Source organism: Herbaspirillum sp. WGmk3, from assembly GCF_023952535.1.
GTDB classification, from domain to species: Bacteria; Pseudomonadota; Gammaproteobacteria; order Burkholderiales; family Burkholderiaceae_D; genus Herbaspirillum; species Herbaspirillum huttiense.
Genome location: NZ_JAKYWT010000002.1, coordinates 316,010 through 333,465, shown reverse-complemented (window position 1 = coordinate 333,465; position 17,456 = coordinate 316,010). Strand labels below are relative to the sequence as shown.

The following is a 17,456-nucleotide window of genomic DNA, read 5'->3' as shown; positions in this document are numbered from 1 at the left end:
ACTATCGGACAGCGGCCTGAGATGGCGTAGGATGAATCCTACTGTTGCAGCGCGGCGAAAATGCCCACGCCTCAATGCATCGACGATCACCATAAAGCAACAAGCCGGCATCGCACAGCCGGCTTGCGCTCTTCCATCACGGAAGGGCTCGCCACGCTGCACTGCCAGATGAGCTATCTGAATGGCTAAATGATTTACGGGAAATAGCGGCGCGAGGTGCCGTCATTGAAACGCCCTGGATCGAGGGTTCAGGGCGCCGGGTGCGAAGAGTTTTCAGCTTAGCGAGCCGATGCCGCAGGCGCAAATTGAACATCGCTATCCGGTGGCGATGCGCATTGTCTGCCTGTATCCCTCATCCATGGCATCGGCCTTGAACACGCTCAGGATTCGACGCGGAAACCGATCTTCAAGCCCACCTGGAAATGGCCGATGCTGCCATTTTCCACATGGCCACGGCATTGCGTGACCTCGAACCAGTCCACGTTCTTGACAGTCTTGGCCACGTCGGCAAGGGCATTGCGGATCGCTTCATCCGTGCCGTTGGGCGAGCTGCCGACGACTTCGATGATCTTGTAGGTGTTGGAATTGTCTTGCTTGCGTTCGGTCATGGGGACTCCTTCCTGATGGGGATGGGCTCATCGGACGATGAGGCGAATCCATAGGCTAGCCGGCCCATTGCGCGGACGGCATCGGCCAACGCCAGCAGCTTGCGTAGGACAGCAGGCGGGAAAGCCATCCCGCGCACGACAGACGACCGATCAGATCAACTCGTTTTTTGCTCCGCAGCAAATTTGCCCGGAGCCGCCCTCCCATTGCCGGAAAACAAGGATTGCCGGTCTTCAACAGTGCGTGTCTTCCTACAAAAATTTAAGCCGCTCAATACCTGTTGCACCGCAACCAAACCGGCTAATATTGCATCATCTGGCTTGCCAAAACGTTCATATGCGTAGCGACGCTACGCATGATCGATGGCGGCCCTGCCCGCCCTGATTCGTTCCGGCGGGCCTGCACGAGATTTTCATCCCTTGGAGATCATCATGTCGCAACTCAACCCCGGCGTTACCGTCACTGCACCCGCAGGCGCACCCGTGAAGGTCATCAGCGCACCGCCCGAAGACCTGCAACACGTCAACGACGATGCCGCTGCCGCCCGCAACCTGACGGCCATCCGCATTCGCGGCCAGCTGGCAGAACTGGATGTGGAGCGTCAAGACGCCTGAGGCTGTTCTCCGCTCTGGCTTTTTGACACCGGGCTTCACGCCGCCACGGCCGGAATCATGATGGGCAGCCTGCCCTGACGGATTTCGGCCGTTTTCTTTTCTTTTTCTTCATATCGACCGTAAACCACCCTCCCCTCGGCTCAACGCAGTCCGAGACGCCTGGCCAGCCGGTTCAGGTTGGCCCGGTCCACCCCCAGCTCCCGCGCCGTCGCGGCCAGGTTGCCGCCATGGCGTTCGAGACACTCACTGACCAGCTTGCGCTCGAAGCGCTCGACGGCTGCACGCAGGCCTTCGCCCGGCTGCGCGGGTTCAGCTTGTGCGCTGGCCGCAGTGTCAGGCGAGGCTAGCGGGCGGGCGGAATGCCCCAACTCCAGCGCCGCCGCATCCAGCGTCAGGATGGCGGGTCGTTTTGGCTGCGATGCCAGGGCGCGCAGGGCGCTGCGCCCGATCAGGTGTTCCAGTTCGCGGATGTTGCCGGGCCAGGCGTAGTCCAGCAGTGCGCGCTGGGCATCGGCTGCCAGGCGCAGACTGGACAAGCCCAGCCGCGCCCGGTTCTGCTCCAGGAAATATCCGGCCAGCAGCAGCACATCGCGCCCGCGCTCGCGCAGCGGCGGCACGCGGATCGGGAACACCGACAAGCGGTGATAGAAATCAGCGCGGAAATGGCCGCGCTTCACTTCCTCGGCCAGGTCCCGGTTGGTGGCAGCGATCAGGCGCACGTCCACGCGGTGCTCGCGATCTGAACCGACCCGCTGCAGCTGCCCGCTCTGCAGCACCCGCAGCAGCTTGGCCTGCACCGCCAGCGGCAGCTCCCCGACCTCATCCAGAAACAGGGTACCGCCATCGGCCATCTCGAACTTGCCGCGACGGTCTGCAACCGCTCCCGAGAAAGCCCCGCGCACGTGGCCGAACAATTCACTTTCGACCAGCGTATCGGGCAAGGCTGCGCAGTTCAGGCTGATCATGGGCTTGTGCGCACGGGGCGAGGCTGCATGCAGGGCGTGGGCCACCAGTTCCTTGCCGGTACCGGTTTCGCCGGTGACCAGCACCGTCATGTCGCTGGGGGCGGCCATGCGGATCTCGTCCAGCAGCTGTTGCTGCGCCGGACTCTGGCCGATCAGTTCGCGCTTGCCCTGGCTCTCCTCCAGCCCCAGCCGATAGGCTTCGGCGCGCTGGCGTGCCTGTTCGCCAGCGGCGGCCAGGTCGTCGATGCGTTCGGCCACATGAACGGTGGCAGCCGCCAGCGCCGCAAAAGCCTGCAGCGAGGCCATGTCGACGCCATCGAAGCGCCCTGCACCCAACGCATCCAGCGTGACCAAGCCCCACGGGCGGCCATTGACCGAGAGCGCACAGCCCATGCAATCGTGCACTTCCAGCGCGCCGGAATGGGCGTCATTCAAGCCATCGACCAGACCGTCATAGGGATCGGGCAGGCTTGAATCGGCAGGAAAGCGTGTCGGCCCGAGATTGGCCAGCAGCACGCCGAAGCGCGGATGGTCTGCGATGCGGAAACGGCGGCCCAAGGTATCGCTGGAAAGTCCGTCGATGGCCAGCGGCACCAGCAGCTCGCCCTCCAGTCGCAGCAAGGCTGCAGCATCGCAGGGGAACAGCGTGCGCAAGGTCTGCAGCAGGCAGCGATAGCGCTCGCGGTCATCAATCTGGCGCGACAGGTCGGCTACCAGCGGGAGCAAGGCGTCGAGCAGGACTTTTGAGGTCATATTGACTTCCAAAGGAAGATTGATTGGTCATTATGACACAGGTCATAAATACACCAACTGCTCGCAAGTTCCTGATTTTATTGGCATTCGAAAGTGGCACGCCTTTTGTAATAGCAAGAGGGTCCCGGACATTCCGGCACTTCCTCCACCGCTTCCAACAGAAAGGTCCCGCATGCTTACCGATGCCCAACTCGCCATCGTCAAATCCACCGTCCCCCTGCTCGAATCGGGCGGCGAGGCGCTGACCACGCACTTCTACAAGATGCTCATGCGCGACTACCCACAGGTTCATCCCCTCTTCAATCGCGCCCACCAGGCCAGCGGCGACCAGCCGCGTGCGCTGGCCAATGGCGTACTGATGTACGCGCGGCATATCGATCGCCTGGAAGAAATGGGCCCGCTGGCCGCGCAGATCATCAACAAGCACGTCGCCGTGCAGGTGCAGCCCGAGCACTACCCGATGGTCGGCGACTGCCTGCTGCGTGCCATCCGTGAAGTGCTGGGCGCGGAGATCGCCACCGATGCCGTCATCGATGCCTGGGCGGCCGCCTATGGCCAGCTGGCCGACATCCTCATCGGCGCCGAACGCCAGCAATATGACGCCAAGGCCGCCGCGCCCGGCGGCTGGCGCGGTGCGCGCAATTTCGTGATCACGCGCAAGGTGGCCGAGAGCGAGGAGATCACCTCCTTCTACTTCATGCCCCAGGATGGCGGCGCGCTGCTGGACTTTGAGCCGGGCCAGTACATCGGCCTGCGCATGGTGGTGGACGGACTGGAACAGCGCCGCCAGTATTCGCTGTCGGCCCCGCTGCGCCAGCAGGGGCAGCCGCTGCAATACCGCATCAGCGTCAAGCGTGAAGCCGAGGGCAAGGTCTCGCGCCATCTGCACGACGAGATCCATGTGGGCGCGGTGGTGGAACTGTTCCCGCCGGCCGGCGACTTCACGCTCACGGCCAGTGACAAGCCGCTGGTGCTCATCAGCGGCGGCGTGGGCATTACGCCGATGATGACCATGCTGGCAGCGGCGCTGCCGACCGGTCGCCCGGTACATTTCATCCATGCGGCGCGCCATGGCGGCGTGCATGCTTTCCGCCGTCAGGTGGAAGAACTGGCGGCGCAACACCCGCAACTGCAGGCGCATTTCTGCTATGAACGGGCGCGCGCAGGCGATCCGGCCCCCTACGCCACCGGCTTCATCGATGCGGCTCTGCTGCAGCAATGGCTACCGCAAACGCGGGACGTGGACGCCTACTTCGTCGGCCCCAAGCCGTTCATGAAAGCCATCAAGCGTGCGCTGGGCGCGCTCGGTGTACCGGCGGCTCAGAGCCGATATGAATTCTTCGGTCCGGCTGCCGCGCTGGAGTGATCCTGTCTGGCCGAAAGGCGCGCTGAAGGGGCGATGGCGGGCAATCCGCCATCGCCCTTTTGTTCCGTCTGAGCGCCATGCTGCAGCAGCGTGAAGCTCTTGGCAAAATTTACCTGCCTCGCGCTGGCAATCCCTGAAAGATTGATCTTCGACAAGTTTTCCGCGCTGCAGCAAATGCTATCCTGAGGACTCCCCTCCTCCTCCGAAAGACCGCCATGAGCGAAAAGCTGAGCGCCGAGCGCCACACTCCCGATGAACTGACCCAGGAACTGGAAGCACTGGACCTGGAGATCGTCCGCTGCGCCGTGATCTGCCAGGTACGCCTCTTCGATCCGGGCGTACTGAACCAGGTCATGGACAACAACGAGCAGGTCTGCGGCCAGGCCCATCCGACTGCTTTCCAGAGTCTGCGCGGACTGCTCTACCTGCATTTCGACATGCATCGCCAGCTGGCGCAGACCTATGGCGCCGACGATGCCGAACACATCATCCAGCGCGTGCATGAACACCTGCGTCCGCGCATCGGCGAGCAGCTGGGCTCGCTGTTCGACACCGGCCGCCATGCGAGCTGATCAGGCCACCAGACGCTCGCCCAGTTGCTTGCCCGCGGCGAAATCATTCAGGTTGGCGATGGTGGTCTGCATGATCTGGCCGATGGCTTCCTCGGTGAAGAAGGCCTGGTGACCGGTGACGATGACATTGGGGAAGGAGACCAGGCGCTGGATCACGTCATCGGTGATGATGGTCGAGGACAGGTCCTGGAAGAACAGGCTGGCCTCCTGTTCATAGACATCGATGGCCAGGCCGCGCAACTGGCCGCTCTTCAAGGCGGCAATCGCGGCTTCGGTATCGACCAGCCCGCCGCGGCTGGTGTTGACCAGGATGCAGCCGGGCTTGGCGAGGGCCAAGGTCTCGGCATTGACCAGATAGCGCGTGGCTTCAGTGAGCGGACAATGCAGCGAAATCACGTCACTGGCGGCGAAGAGCTCCTCGCGGCGCACGTAGCGTCCGCCCAGAGCCTCGAAGTCCGGATTGTGATGCACGTCGCTGCCCAGCACGGTGCAGCCGAATCCGGCCATGATGCGGGCGAACAGCGCGCCGATCTTGCCGGTACCGATTACGCCCACGGTCTTGCCGTGCAGGTCGAAGCCCATCAATCCTTCCAGCTCGAAATTGCCTTCGCGGGTGCGCATGCTGGCGCGCGCGATTTTTCGGTTCACCGCCAGCAGCAGGCCCACGGCGAACTCGGCCACCGAGTAAGGTGAATAATCGGCCACGCGCGCCACCGTGATACCCAACCGCCGTGCGGCTTGGGTATCGATGTGATTGAAGCCGGTGGAGCGTGTGGTGACGAAACGCACGCCCAGAGCGGCCAGGCGTTCCAGCACGGCAGCACCCAGGTCATCGTTGACGAAGGCCGCCACGGCCTGGCAGCCGCTGGCCAGCTGTGCCGTATCGAGATCGAGACGGTCTTGCAGGAACACCAGTTCATGCGCAGCGCCGGACGCGGTATTGGCGCGCGTGAGCAGGGTCTGGTCGTAGCGGCGGGCGCTGAAGACGGCGGTTTTCATAGGAACCTTTCATGGATGAGCTGGGTTGCGTGAAGTCATGTGCAATGCCGCATTGCACCATAATTCACTTCGGATCGCCTTGACCCACCGCAGCTTGCCGTGCGAACAGCTTTTTGCGATGGAAATGCGCGCTGAAGCTTTCATCCAGCTATCGAAAAAACCGATATTTGCTTGCGCAGCGCCGCAAGTGGGTCCCATGGATCACTTTCGGGCATAGAATCGGCGGCGCAATAGCTGTCCCCACAAAAAAAGATCCTGACACAAGCTGCCGCATGGCAGTACGAGACAGGCGCAAGACCGGAATCAACACGGTCCGCCCAACAGATAACGAGGCACATATCATGACGACATCCACTTCTTCGCAATCGAAGTTTTCCACCGTGCTGCGCGTGACCAGCGGCAACTTCATGGAAATGTTCGATTTCTTCCTGTTCGGTTTCTACGCAACCCACATCTCGAAGGCCTTCTTCCCCAGCGACAACGAGTTCGCCTCGCTGATGCTGACCTTCATGACCTTCGGTGCCGGCTTCCTGATGCGTCCGCTGGGCGCCATCATCCTGGGCGCCTATGTCGACCGCGTCGGCCGCCGCCAAGGCCTGATCGTGACCCTGGCGCTGATGGCCCTGGGCACGATGCTCATCGCCTTCGTCCCCTCCTACGCCACCATCGGCGTGCTGGCTCCGATGCTGGTGCTGGTCGGCCGCCTGCTGCAAGGCTTCTCGGCCGGTGTGGAACTGGGCGGCGTGTCGGTCTACCTGGCCGAAATGGCCACGCCCGGCAACAAGGGTTTCTATGTGAGCTGGCAGTCGGCCAGCCAGCAGGTGGCCATCATCGTGGCAGCGGCCATCGGCTACATGCTCTCGACGACGCTCACCCCGGCCCAGGTCGGTGACTGGGGCTGGCGCGTGCCGTTCTTCATCGGCTGCCTGATCGTGCCGGTGCTGTTCGTGATCCGCCGCTCGCTGCAGGAAACCGAAGAGTTCATGCGCCGCAAGCATCGTCCGAGCACCGGCCAGATCTTCCGTTCCATGATCGAGAACTGGAAGCTGGTCATTGCCGGCATGATGCTGGTGTCGATGACCACCGTGTCGTTCTACCTGATCACGGTCTACACCCCGACCTTCGGCAAGAACGTGCTGAAGCTCTCCACCGAAGCGAGCCTGATCGTGACCTTGTGCGTGGGCCTGTCCAACTTCATCTGGCTGCCCATCATGGGCGCGCTGTCAGACCGCATCGGCCGTCGCCCGATCCTGGTGACCTTCACCGTCCTGACCATCCTGACTGCCTACCCGGCCGTGAACTGGCTGGTGCATGACGCCAGCTTCGCCAAGATGCTGATGGTGGAACTGTGGCTGTCCTTCCTGTACGCCAGCTACAACGGCGCGATGGTGGTGGCTCTGACCGAGGTGATGCCGGCTGACGTCCGTACTGCGGGCTTCTCGCTGGCCTACAGCCTGGCTACCGCCGTCTTCGGCGGCTTCACGCCGGCCATTGCGACTGGCCTGATCGAAATGACCCACGACAAGGCAGCGCCTGGCCTCTGGATGAGCACGGCTGCAGTGTGCGGGCTGATCGCCACCCTGATCCTGTATCGCAACAAGGCGGCACGGCAGGCAGTGACGGCCTGAGACAGGTTCTTGTACTAGCTATTGGGATGGGCCGCAGAGTTGCGGCCCTTTTTTATGGCCTGCCGGAGAAAATGCCGCTTGCTTAACGCACTGACGCGAGGGGCAAGAACAGCGTGAGCGGTGCATCCTGCAGGGCGATGAAACCATGGTGGCGGTAAAAGGCTGACGCCTTCGGATCCTTGGCGTCGACCACCAAGACCGCGCCCGGAATCTCCGCCGCGACGGCCCGGCGCAATGCATTGACCAGCAAAGCACCACCGAGGCCCCGGCCCTTGAATTCCCGGTCGACCGCAAGACGACCGAGACGGATGGCAGGAATGGCGCCATAGCGAGGCAGCTTGCGGCGCATCTCATCGGACAGGCCCACCAGCGGCACGCTGGCGCTGGCCAGCGTGTAATAGGCGGCCACCCGCTGATCGTCGTCCACTGCGACAAAGCAGGCGGCCACGCGGCGCCGGATATCCTGGGTCACCTGTTCGCGCAAATAGCGGTTCAATGCGGGTGTGCCGCTGTCGAAGCGGCTGCGATCGTGAAGGGCGGGTTCTAAAGCCGTCACGAGGAACGGCGGGCGCGTCATTCTTCGCTGCGCAGGAGTTTGTCATGGCGCGCCATGGCGCGCTGCAGTGCTGCCGATGGTGGTGGCGGAGCCAGAAGCGCCTCGGCAAAGCGCTGTTGGTCCTGCAAGGACAAACGGATGACTTCGGCCTGCTCGACCGCTTTCTGCGCCGCTTCCTGGACGGCAGCAACGACAAAGTCGGTCAAGGTCCGTCCTTCAATCTCGGCGGCACGTTTGAGCAATTGCTGAAGCTCCGGGCTGATCCGGGCTTCCAGTCGAGCAGTGGCGACAGCTGGTGTCATGCGTTTTCCCATGAAATGAATTGTACGGCATTTTGCCGGACATCCACAAAAAGTGGATCCACGACAATAGCAGAGTCATGCCAAGGGATTGAGAACGGAGCAGCAATCCTTCGAAAAGCAAAAATTTCTTCAAGTCTTATATAAGAGTTGAAGCATTTCGCCTCGCTTAGGAGTAAACTACCGCTGTTTTTTGCCGCGGCCTTCTGGCAGCAGTACGCCAGCCATGCCGCCCCGGGAGACGAATTTCCACGCAGCACAGCCGACAAGGAGGTGGCACCAGCCCAGGCCGACAGAGCCAGGGCGGTCCATCCGGCGCTGCGGGGATCGCACCAAAGCACATCAACACACCAACGCAAGGACATCATCGTGACTACTGGCAACCCGACCATCATCTATACGCTGACCGACGAGGCACCCTATCTGGCGACCCACTCGCTCTTGCCCATCGTCAAGAAGTTCACCGCCGCGGCCGGCATCGACGTCGTCGAAAGCGATATCTCGGTGGCTGCGCGTATCCTGGCTGAATTCCCTGAGTACCTCACCGATGAACAGAAAGTCCCCGACAACCTGGCCGCACTGGGCGCACTGACCCAGAGCCCCGACGCCAACATCATCAAGCTGCCCAACATCAGCGCCTCGATCCTGCAGCTGCAAGCGGCCATCCGCGAACTGCAAGCGCGCGGCTACAAGCTGCCGGACTATCCGGAAAACCCGAGCACCGAAGAAGAAAAGGCCTTGCAGAAGCGCTACGCCAAGGTCACCGGCAGCGCCGTGAACCCGGTCCTGCGCGAAGGCAACTCCGACCGCCGCGCGCCCAACGCCGTCAAGAACTACGCCCGCAAGCACCCGCACTCGATGGCCAAGTGGTCCATGGCCTCGCGTACCCACGTGGCGCACATGCACGGCGGCGACTTCTACGCCGGCGAAAAGAGCCTGACCCTGGACAAGGCCGTGGACGTCAAGATGGACCTGGTCACCAAGTCCGGCGAAACCATCGTCCTGAAACCGAAGATCTCGCTGCAAGCCGGTGAAATCATCGACAGCATGTTCATGAGCAAGCAGGCCCTGTGTGCCTACTACGAGGAGCAGATGCAGGACGCCTTCGACACCGACCTGCTGCTGTCGGTGCACGTCAAGGCCACCATGATGAAGGTTTCGCACCCGATCGTCTTCGGTCACGCCGTGCGTACCTACTACAAGGACACCTTCACCAAGCACGCCAAGCTGTTCGCCGAGATCGGCGTGAACCCGAACAACGGCATGTCCGGCGTCTACGAAAAGATCAACACCCTGCCCGAAGACAAGAAGGCCGAAGTGCTGGCCGACCTGAAGGCCGATGAAGCCAAGCGTCCGCGCCTGGCCATGGTGGACTCCGCCAAGGGCATCACCAACCTGCACGCCCCCAACGACGTGATCGTTGATGCCTCCATGCCGGCCATGATCCGTGCTGGCGGCAAGATGTGGAACGCCGCTGGCAAGACCGAAGACACCAAGGCCCTGCTGCCGGAATCGACCTTCGCCCGCATCTATCAGGAAATCATCAACTTCTGCAAGACCAACGGCGCCTTCGACCCGACCACCATGGGCACCGTGCCCAACGTCGGCCTGATGGCCCAGAAGGCCGAAGAATACGGTTCGCACGACAAGACCTTCGAAATCGCCCAAGCCGGCGTGGCGCGCATCGTCACCCTGGATGGCCAGGTGCTGCTGGAGCAGAACGTGGAAGAAGGCGACATCTGGCGCATGTGCCAGGTCAAGGACGCCGCCGTGCGTGACTGGGTCAAGCTGGCCGTGACCCGTGCCCGCCTGTCCGGCATGCCGGCCGTGTTCTGGCTGGACCCGTACCGTCCGCACGAGGCCGAACTGATCAAGAAGGTCAACACCTACCTGAAGGATCACGACCTGACCGGTGCCGACATCCAGATCATGTCGCAAGTGCGCGCCATGCGTTACACCCTGGAACGCGTCATCCGCGGCCTGGACACCATCTCGGTGACCGGCAACATCCTGCGCGACTACCTGACCGACCTGTTCCCCATCATGGAACTGGGCACCTCGGCCAAGATGCTGTCGATCGTCCCGCTGATGGCCGGTGGCGGCATGTTCGAAACCGGTGCCGGCGGCTCGGCCCCCAAGCACGTGCAACAGCTGGTCGGTGAAAACCACCTGCGCTGGGATTCGCTGGGTGAATTCCTGGCCCTGGCCGTCTCCATCGAAGACGTGGGCATCAAGACCGGCAACGCCCGCGCCAAGATCCTGGCCAAGACCCTGGACGCTGCCACCGGCAAGCTGCTGGACAACAACAAGTCGCCTTCGCCCAAGACCGGCGAGCTGGACAACCGTGGCAGCCACTTCTACCTGGCCCTGTACTGGGCCCAGGAACTGGCCGCCCAGAAGGACGATGCCGAACTGGCCAAGCAGTTCGCCCCGCTGGCCAAGGCACTGTCCGAGAACGAGCAGAAGATCGTCGAAGAGCTGAACTCGGTGCAGGGCAAGGAAGTCGACATCGGCGGCTACTACCTGCCGGATCGTGAGAAGACCTTCGCCGTGATGCGTCCGAGCGCCACGCTGAACCAGGCGCTGGAATCGGTGTAAAGCGTCGATGCTTCAGGGAGGGGGATGCATCGCCCTCCCCGCGCAAAAAAGGAAAGGCCGTGAATGAAAGTTCGCGGCCTTTTCCTTTTTCCCGATAACGCTTCCCTTTCAGATTTTCAGATAAGCCGGCTCATTCCCCGCCGAGCAAAAAGTTGCGTCGCACATCCAGTTCCTCACCCTCGCTGGCCGTCTCATCCTTCAGGGCCACGCCTGACAGGGCACGCCGGTGCGCCTGCGCCATCAGGTAATGCAGCTTGTAGGCGGCTTCCGGATAGGGCAAACCTTCCGGCCGCACATTGGAGATGCAATTGCGGCTGGCGTCGGTGAGTCCGCGCGAGGGCATCCAGGTCAGATAGAGACCCATGCTGTCCGGTGAACTCAGCCCCGGACGTTCGCCGATCAGGATCACCACCAGCTTCACGCCCAGCAATTCGCCGATTTCATCGGCCACCGCCACCCGTCCCTGCTGCACGATCACGGGCGGTGCCATCGACCATCCTTCCGGCGCAATACGCTGCATCACCTCCGCCAGGAAAGGCGCGGCATTGCGCACGATGGCCAGCGCCGACAAGCCATCGGCGATCACGAAGCCCACATCGAAGCGCCGTTGCGGCGCGGTGCCAAAACGCTCAAGCAATTGCTGGCGCGATGTTTCCGACAGCCTGCGCCCGAAGTCCGGCCGCTGCAGGTAGACCAGCCGGTCTGCTGCCGCGCTTTGCACATCGATCACCTCTTCGGCTGCGCAGAGTCCTTGCTGCTGCAATTGTTCCTTGAGCGCAGCCACATCCAGCGGCAGATGCACGGCATCGCGCGCCTGCGCATGCGCCAGCTGGAAAGCCAGTTGCGGCGCGGTCGGCAGGCTTACGCCACTGCGTCCCAGGGCGATGCGCGCAGCAGTGAAACGGCGCAATGCCTCCCACGGATTGGCCGTGACGCTTTCTGCACCGGGGCTGACGTTTTCTGCACCTTGCGGTGAAATGGCTTCTTTGTCGTCCATGGTCATTGAAGGCGCAACAAGGTCTCGCGAAAACCGGGGGGCATGTCGGCATGCAGGCGGAATGGCTGCTCCTGGCCACCCGCATTGAAGATCTGCATCCTGTGCAGCCACGCCTCGAACTCCGGCGCCGGCCGCGAACCCAGTACCCGCCGCGCATACAGCGCATCGTGGAAGGAAGTGGTCTGGTAATTCAACATGATGTCATCCGAACCGGGGATGCCCATGACGAAGGTACAGCCGGCGACGCCCAGCAAGGTCAGCAGCACATCCATGTCGTTCTGGTCCGCTTCGGCATGGTTGGTGTAGCACACGTCGCAGCCCATGGGCAGGCCCAGCAGCTTGGCGCAGAAATGGTCTTCCAGTCCGGCGCGGATGATCTGCTTGCCGTCATACAGGTATTCCGGCCCGATGAAGCCCACCACCGTATTGACCAGCAGCGGCTTGAAGGCGCGGGCCACGGCATACGCGCGCGCCTCGCAGGTCTGCTGGTCGATGCCGTGATGCGCATTGGCTGACAGCGCACTGCCCTGCCCGGTTTCGAAATACATCACGTTGTCGCCGACCGTGCCGCGCTTGAGCGACAGCGCAGCCTCACGCGCCTCGCCCAGGATGGCCAGGTCGATGCCGAAGCCGCGATTGGCCGCCTCGGTCCCGGCAATCGACTGGAACACCAGATCCACCGGCGCACCGCGCTCGATGGCGGCAATCGTGTTGGTGACGTGGGTGAGCACGCAGGATTGCGTCGGGATCTCGTAACGCGCGATCACATCGGCCATCATGCCGACCAGCTTGACCACCTGCGGGACGTTGTCGGTAGCGGGATTGATGCCGATGACCGCATCGCCATTGCCATACATCAGGCCATCGAGCATGCTGGCGGCGATGCCGCTGGCGTCATCCGTGGGGTGATTGGGCTGCAGGCGGGTGGACAAGCGCCCGGGCAAGCCGATGGTATTGCGAAAGGCGGTGACCACGCGGCACTTCTTGGCTACCAGGATCAGGTCCTGGTTGCGCATGATCTTGGAGACGGCCGCTGCCATCTCCGGCGTGACACCGGGCGCCACGGCGGCCAGTACCGTGCTGTCGGTGTCATCGGCCAGCAGCCAGTTGCGGAAATCGCCCACCGTCAGGTGCGCGATCGGCGCAAAGGCGGCACGGTCGTGACTGTCGAGGATCAGCCGGGTAACTTCATCCTCTTCGTAAGGGATCAGCGGCTCGTCGAGAAAAGTCTTCAGCGGCAGGTTCGCCAGCGCCATCTGGGCAATGGCGCGCTCCTCGGCGCTGCCCGCCGCCACACCGGCCAGCAGATCGCCGGAACGCGCCGGGCTGGCCTTTGCCATCACTTCCTTGAGATCACGAAACACGTAGCTGGCGCTACCCACACTGTGCCGGAAACGGTGTTCGGCCATGATGATGCTCCTCCTTGGTCACCGCTGCCCGCTGAGGCAGCGGTGCGTCATGCCCCGCTGCTGTCCGATCAGCTGGTCAGCAGTTGCGGTGCGGTCTTGCCGTATTTGATGCTGGTTTCGGCCGGCAGCCAGTTGCCGGTCGACTCCTGGCGTCCCTGCAGCAGGAAGCGCGGCTTGGCGGCACTGATCTGGTCCGCCGCGAGTTTGGACAGCTCACCGATCTTGCCGTTCTTCATGCGATTGACGATGAGGCCATAACGGGTCTCGGGGAAGTCGCGCAGCATATCGTAATCGCCATCGCTGTCGCCCGCCACGAACAGCGGACCATACCCCTTTTGCGCCACCAGCACCTGCTTGATGGCGACCGTCTTGCCCGGCCCCCAGGTCAGCGGCCACTCCTTCAGATAGGCATTGCGGAAGCTCTGCCCGTTGCGCTCCAGGCGCAGGCCGATGACGTTTTCACGGGTAACGTGGTAGCCATACTTGGGGTGCGTCGCAAACACGGCCACCACATCTTCCAGCGAGGCGGTACAGACATAGACGTCGATGCCATTGCGGCGCAGGCTGTCCATCAAGGTGGCGATTTCGGTGCACAGGCGGATGCCATGGAAGTGCGACACGCTCACCACGCCCGCCTTGCCCGCACGATCGGCCGGGCTGGTGTACTTGACCTTGGTCAGCGCCGCGCCCAGCGCAGCATCGTTGGAGGCTTCGGCCAGCGCGCTCACTTCGGCCACGCTCATGTTGGCGAAGAAATAGATCACCCACGGATAACCGACGGCCACGCCATGCGTATCGTTGACGGCTTCATAGAGGTAGTAGAGCTTGGTACGGAAGTCCTGGAACTCCGGCGTGGCGGTGATTTCTTCCAGGCTCTTGCTGCCGGCCATGCCCTTGTAGTTGGCGTACAGGAACGCATAATCCGCATCGAGGTCAGCGCAGATCGCTTCCAGATCCACGATGTTGCCTGCCGCATTCTTGAAGTCCTTGCTGAACGGACCCGGCGGCACATTCTGACGGGTGATGGCCGCGAACTCGTTTGGTGTCAGCTTGAAAGACAGCGTATTGATCTGGTACATCAACAGCGCTTCTTCGCAGTCATTCATGATGCTGGTGTTGTCCCAGTCGAACACGGCATAGGGCCGCTTGCCGCTCTGGTAACCGGATGACAGCTTGCCATGCTCGGCGATCATCTGCGCCACCATCTCGTGATTGCGGGCCGCCCATTTGGCACGGTCCAGCGCGACTTCAGCGCGGGCGGCCGCCTGGCCGGGCGTGGCGATGGTGGCCAGTGCGCCACCGGCCGCAGCCGCCAGCAGGCCGCCCAGGAAGCCACGGCGCTTGAGAGCGGGTGCGGCGGTGTCGGTCGTCGGTTTGTGATTGTTGTTCATGATGGCCCTGTCGAATGATCGGTATGGAGTTATCGGTATAAAAGTTTTATATCGTTCAGAATTCTGCAACCGCCGCCGCCCCTTCCGCACGCTGGCGTGCCGTCGCCAGGAACCAGGCATAGCCCAGTGCCAGCAAGGCGATGAAGATGCCGAAGATCAGCGGGTTGTAATAGATCATGGTGGCCATGCACACCAGTGCACCGAAGAGCGCGAAGGCCGGGAAGTATGGATACAGCGGTGCCCGGAAAGGCCGCTCCAGGCCGGCCTCGGCGCGGCGCAGGCGGAACAGCGAGAGCATCGACAGGATGTACATCAGGATGGCGCCGAATACCGACATGGTGACGATGTTGGCCGTGAGCGTCTGGCCGCCGATCTTGATGAGTTCATCGCTGTAGATGGCGGCGATCCCGACCACCCCGCCGGCCAGGATGGCGCGGTGCGGCGTCTTGAAACGCGGATGGACACGGGCAAAATACGCCGGCAGGTAGCCTTCGCGGGCCAGCGCAAAGATCTGGCGCGAGTAGCCCAGGATGATGCCGTGGAAGGACGCCACCAGCCCGAACAGGCCCAGCCACACCAGCATGTGCAGCCAGTTGCTGTTGTCGCCGACGATCAGCTTCATGGCCTGCGGCAGCGGGTCGTTGATGTTGGCCAGCTTGGTCCAGTCGCCCGCACCGCCAGCAAAGAGCATCACCCCAATGGCCAGCACCACCAGCGTGAGGATGCCGGTGATGTAGGCGATGGGAATGGACCGCTTGGGATCCTTGGCCTCTTCGGCCGCCATGGCCACGCCTTCGATGGCCAGGAAGAACCAGATCGCAAACGGAATCGCCGCGAACATGCCAGGCACTGCCGCCATGCTGAAGCCATCACTGCCGGCCCAGCCGCCCTTGGTGAAATTGGCCAGCGAGAAGCCCGGTGCCACCACGCCCATGAACACCAGCAGCTCGAAGATCGCCAGCAGCGTGACGAACAATTCAAAGGTCGCCGCGATCTGCACGCCGACGATGTTGAGCGTCATGAACACGAGATACGCCCCCAGTGCCGCCAGCTTGGGATCGATATTGGGGAACTGCACATTCAGGTAGGCGCCGATGGCCAGTGCGATGGCCGGTGGCGCAAAGACGAATTCAATCAGCGTGGCGGCCCCGGCCAGATAGCCGCCGACCGGCCCGAAGGCGCGCTTGCTGTAGGCAAACGGCCCGCCCGCATGGGGAATCGAGGTGGTGAGTTCAGTGAAGCTGAAGATGAAGGTGGCATACATGGCCGCGATGAACAGCGCCGTGACGGTGAAGCCCAGCGTCCCGGCACTGGCCCAGCCATAGCTCCAGCCGAAGTATTCGCCGGAAATCACCAGCCCGACCGCAATGGCCCAGAGCTGCAGGGTGGACAGGACGGGCTTGAGCGTATGCCCCTGCCCTGAAGAGCTTGCATTCATCGGATTCTCCCTTTGGCGCGAAGGCGGAGCCGCTGCATGGCGGCCCCTGTGAAAGGACGGGCGGGCATGGCGCTTGCTTGATTTCGCGCAATGCGCTGCCCTGCCGACGCAATATAGCAACGGCGATTTCAGCGGCGTTATCGAAATTCGGCAAAACTGCGCGGCTTGCCCGCCGCCCCGTCGATCAAGGAGCCTGTCCATGCCCACTCTCGCACTGTCCCAAGCTGACACACCTGCCACGCACAGCCAGCGGGCATTGCGCACCGCCATCGCGCGCGACGTGGATGAGCATGCGCACAACCTGACCGATTGGGAGCAACGCTACGACCAGATCACCTGCGGCGCTTTCGAAGGCGTGCTGCAGGAATGGCAGAGCAGCGGCCTGCAGATCTTCCGCGAGGCCAGCAGCCGCGCGGTACGGCAGTCCTGCCAGGTGTGGCCGGACGCCTTCTGGTTCGGCATCGAGGTGCGCACCAGTGGCATGCGCATCAACGGCCGCCAAGTCGGCGAGGATGTGGTGATGACGCGGCCCGGTGCCTGCGAATTCGAACTGGTCACGCCGGATGCACACGAGATCTATGGCATCGTGGTCCAGCGCGATGCCCTGCAGTCCAGCGCGGCACGCCTGAGCTGCATGGCCGCGCTGGACTGGAAACGTCTGGGCCAGGCAGAGTTGCTGAAAGTCGATCACCAGGGGCTGGAGGAGTGCCGCCAGCAGATCGCTGCCCTGCTGACCCTGGCCGGACAGGCCAGCGGTGCGCAAGCGCACGCCGCCCTGCAGCTGCGCCAGGAAGCGGTGCTGGTGGCGATGCTGGCGATGCTCGATGAAGGCGAGATCGAGGCTGAAGCGGGGGCCAGCTTCCTGCGCCGCCGCCGCATCGTCAACGATGCGCGCGAGTTCGCCATGGCGCATCAGGACAGTCCGGTGACCGTGCCCATGCTGTGTGAAGCGGTCCATGTCAGCCGCCGTACGCTGCAATACTGCTTTGAGGATGTACTGGGCATCAGTCCCATGAGCTATCTGCGGTCGCTGCGCCTGAACGGCGTGCGCCGCGCCCTGTGCGAAGGTGATGGCAGCCAGGCCGTGGGCAGCATCGGCGACATCGCTGCCGCCTGGGGCTTTGCCAATTTCAGCCAGTTCTCCTGCGATTACAAGAAGCTGTTCGGACAGACGCCGTCGGCCATGCTGCAGGCACGGACCCGGCACTGATCGCCACCCGCCGGTACGATAAAACGAGAGGCATGCACGACCGGCCATGCCGCAA

General features: G+C 62.8%; 15 protein-coding genes. 6 read left to right on the top strand and 9 right to left on the bottom strand.

Going from position 1 to position 17,456, the window contains the following annotated elements; all coding sequences use genetic code 11:
• Window positions 1–380 precede the first annotated feature (380 nt).
• Window positions 381–608, bottom strand: a complete 228-nt coding sequence (locus tag MKD49_RS07590) for a dodecin (RefSeq protein ID WP_034330632.1) — start codon at window positions 606–608, stop codon at window positions 381–383.
• A 429-nt stretch (window positions 609–1,037) separates the two neighbouring features.
• Here MKD49_RS07590 and MKD49_RS07585 point away from each other — a divergent pair, with 429 nt between their 5' ends.
• Window positions 1,038–1,220 carry a hypothetical protein gene (locus tag MKD49_RS07585; RefSeq protein WP_034330630.1) on the top strand — a complete coding sequence of 61 codons (183 nt, stop codon included), beginning with the start codon at window positions 1,038–1,040 and terminating at the stop codon, window positions 1,218–1,220.
• A 140-nt stretch (window positions 1,221–1,360) separates the two neighbouring features.
• Here MKD49_RS07585 and norR read toward each other — a convergent pair whose 3' ends face one another.
• The gene (norR, locus tag MKD49_RS07580; protein ID WP_252695938.1) at window positions 1,361–2,938 is read right to left on the bottom strand and encodes a nitric oxide reductase transcriptional regulator NorR; all 1,578 of its coding nucleotides are present in this window, start codon (window positions 2,936–2,938) and stop codon (window positions 1,361–1,363) included.
• Between the two features lie 172 nt (window positions 2,939–3,110).
• On the opposite strand from norR, the gene hmpA reads away from it, so the two are divergent.
• Both hmpA and MKD49_RS07570 read left to right on the top strand, forming a co-directional pair.
• Window positions 3,111–4,304, top strand: coding sequence for an NO-inducible flavohemoprotein (gene hmpA, locus MKD49_RS07575; RefSeq protein WP_252695937.1), 1,194 nt, complete (start codon window positions 3,111–3,113; stop codon window positions 4,302–4,304).
• Between the two features lie 215 nt (window positions 4,305–4,519).
• A complete protein-coding gene (locus MKD49_RS07570) occupies window positions 4,520–4,876 on the top strand; it encodes a hypothetical protein (RefSeq protein ID WP_039787111.1) in 357 nt (118 codons plus the stop codon).
• Here the strand turns inward: MKD49_RS07570 and MKD49_RS07565 are convergent, their stop codons facing one another.
• Window positions 4,877–5,875 (bottom strand): 2-hydroxyacid dehydrogenase, encoded by a 999-nt coding sequence (locus MKD49_RS07565; protein WP_209581828.1) that lies wholly within the window; start codon window positions 5,873–5,875, stop codon window positions 4,877–4,879.
• Between the two features lie 341 nt (window positions 5,876–6,216).
• Here MKD49_RS07565 and MKD49_RS07560 point away from each other — a divergent pair, with 341 nt between their 5' ends.
• The gene (locus tag MKD49_RS07560; RefSeq protein ID WP_121045611.1) at window positions 6,217–7,503 is read left to right on the top strand and encodes an MFS transporter; all 1,287 of its coding nucleotides are present in this window, start codon (window positions 6,217–6,219) and stop codon (window positions 7,501–7,503) included.
• 82 nt (window positions 7,504–7,585) lie between these two features.
• Here MKD49_RS07560 and MKD49_RS07555 read toward each other — a convergent pair whose 3' ends face one another.
• Both MKD49_RS07555 and MKD49_RS07550 read right to left on the bottom strand, forming a co-directional pair.
• On the bottom strand, window positions 7,586–8,080 hold the full coding sequence (locus tag MKD49_RS07555) for a GNAT family N-acetyltransferase (RefSeq protein ID WP_252695936.1): 495 nt from the start codon (window positions 8,078–8,080) through the stop codon (window positions 7,586–7,588).
• Complete coding sequence (locus tag MKD49_RS07550) at window positions 8,077–8,361, bottom strand: DUF1778 domain-containing protein (RefSeq protein ID WP_134222527.1); 285 nt, start codon at window positions 8,359–8,361, stop codon at window positions 8,077–8,079. The genes MKD49_RS07555 and MKD49_RS07550 overlap by 4 nt, the downstream gene beginning before the upstream one ends.
• 366 nt (window positions 8,362–8,727) lie before the next feature.
• On the opposite strand from MKD49_RS07550, the gene MKD49_RS07545 reads away from it, so the two are divergent.
• Window positions 8,728–10,956: an NADP-dependent isocitrate dehydrogenase gene (locus MKD49_RS07545; RefSeq protein WP_252695935.1), complete on the top strand. Its 2,229-nt coding sequence runs from the start codon at window positions 8,728–8,730 to the stop codon at window positions 10,954–10,956.
• A 130-nt stretch (window positions 10,957–11,086) separates the two neighbouring features.
• Here MKD49_RS07545 and eutC read toward each other — a convergent pair whose 3' ends face one another.
• The 4 genes from eutC to eat form a co-directional block, all read right to left on the bottom strand.
• Window positions 11,087–11,959: an ethanolamine ammonia-lyase subunit EutC gene (gene eutC / locus MKD49_RS07540; RefSeq protein WP_252695934.1), complete on the bottom strand. Its 873-nt coding sequence runs from the start codon at window positions 11,957–11,959 to the stop codon at window positions 11,087–11,089.
• Window positions 11,956–13,362 (bottom strand): ethanolamine ammonia-lyase subunit EutB, encoded by a 1,407-nt coding sequence (locus MKD49_RS07535; protein ID WP_252695933.1) that lies wholly within the window; start codon window positions 13,360–13,362, stop codon window positions 11,956–11,958. The genes eutC and MKD49_RS07535 overlap by 4 nt, the downstream gene beginning before the upstream one ends.
• 68 nt (window positions 13,363–13,430) lie before the next feature.
• The gene (locus MKD49_RS07530) at window positions 13,431–14,753 is read right to left on the bottom strand and encodes an HAD family hydrolase (RefSeq protein WP_121045619.1); all 1,323 of its coding nucleotides are present in this window, start codon (window positions 14,751–14,753) and stop codon (window positions 13,431–13,433) included.
• Window positions 14,754–14,808: 55 nt separating this feature from the next.
• Window positions 14,809–16,191, bottom strand: coding sequence for an ethanolamine permease (gene eat / locus MKD49_RS07525; protein ID WP_209581808.1), 1,383 nt, complete (start codon window positions 16,189–16,191; stop codon window positions 14,809–14,811).
• A gap of 199 nt (window positions 16,192–16,390) precedes the next feature.
• On the opposite strand from eat, the gene MKD49_RS07520 reads away from it, so the two are divergent.
• Window positions 16,391–17,401, top strand: a complete 1,011-nt coding sequence (locus tag MKD49_RS07520; protein ID WP_252695932.1) for a helix-turn-helix domain-containing protein — start codon at window positions 16,391–16,393, stop codon at window positions 17,399–17,401.
• The last annotated feature ends 55 nt before the right edge of the window (window positions 17,402–17,456 follow it).

Coding starts and splice junctions, on each gene's coding strand:
- MKD49_RS07590 (WP_034330632.1), bottom strand. CDS start 608: ATGACCGAACGCAAGCAAGACAATTCCAACACCTACAAGATCATCGAA.
- MKD49_RS07585 (WP_034330630.1), top strand. CDS start 1,038: ATGTCGCAACTCAACCCCGGCGTTACCGTCACTGCACCCGCAGGCGCA.
- norR (WP_252695938.1), bottom strand. CDS start 2,938: ATGACCTCAAAAGTCCTGCTCGACGCCTTGCTCCCGCTGGTAGCCGAC.
- hmpA (WP_252695937.1), top strand. CDS start 3,111: ATGCTTACCGATGCCCAACTCGCCATCGTCAAATCCACCGTCCCCCTG.
- MKD49_RS07570 (WP_039787111.1), top strand. CDS start 4,520: ATGAGCGAAAAGCTGAGCGCCGAGCGCCACACTCCCGATGAACTGACC.
- MKD49_RS07565 (WP_209581828.1), bottom strand. CDS start 5,875: ATGAAAACCGCCGTCTTCAGCGCCCGCCGCTACGACCAGACCCTGCTC.
- MKD49_RS07560 (WP_121045611.1), top strand. CDS start 6,217: ATGACGACATCCACTTCTTCGCAATCGAAGTTTTCCACCGTGCTGCGC.
- MKD49_RS07555 (WP_252695936.1), bottom strand. CDS start 8,080: ATGACGCGCCCGCCGTTCCTCGTGACGGCTTTAGAACCCGCCCTTCAC.
- MKD49_RS07550 (WP_134222527.1), bottom strand. CDS start 8,361: ATGACACCAGCTGTCGCCACTGCTCGACTGGAAGCCCGGATCAGCCCG.
- eutC (WP_252695934.1), bottom strand. CDS start 11,959: ATGACCATGGACGACAAAGAAGCCATTTCACCGCAAGGTGCAGAAAAC.
- MKD49_RS07535 (WP_252695933.1), bottom strand. CDS start 13,362: ATGGCCGAACACCGTTTCCGGCACAGTGTGGGTAGCGCCAGCTACGTG.
- MKD49_RS07530 (WP_121045619.1), bottom strand. CDS start 14,753: ATGAACAACAATCACAAACCGACGACCGACACCGCCGCACCCGCTCTC.
- eat (WP_209581808.1), bottom strand. CDS start 16,191: ATGAATGCAAGCTCTTCAGGGCAGGGGCATACGCTCAAGCCCGTCCTG.
- MKD49_RS07520 (WP_252695932.1), top strand. CDS start 16,391: ATGCCCACTCTCGCACTGTCCCAAGCTGACACACCTGCCACGCACAGC.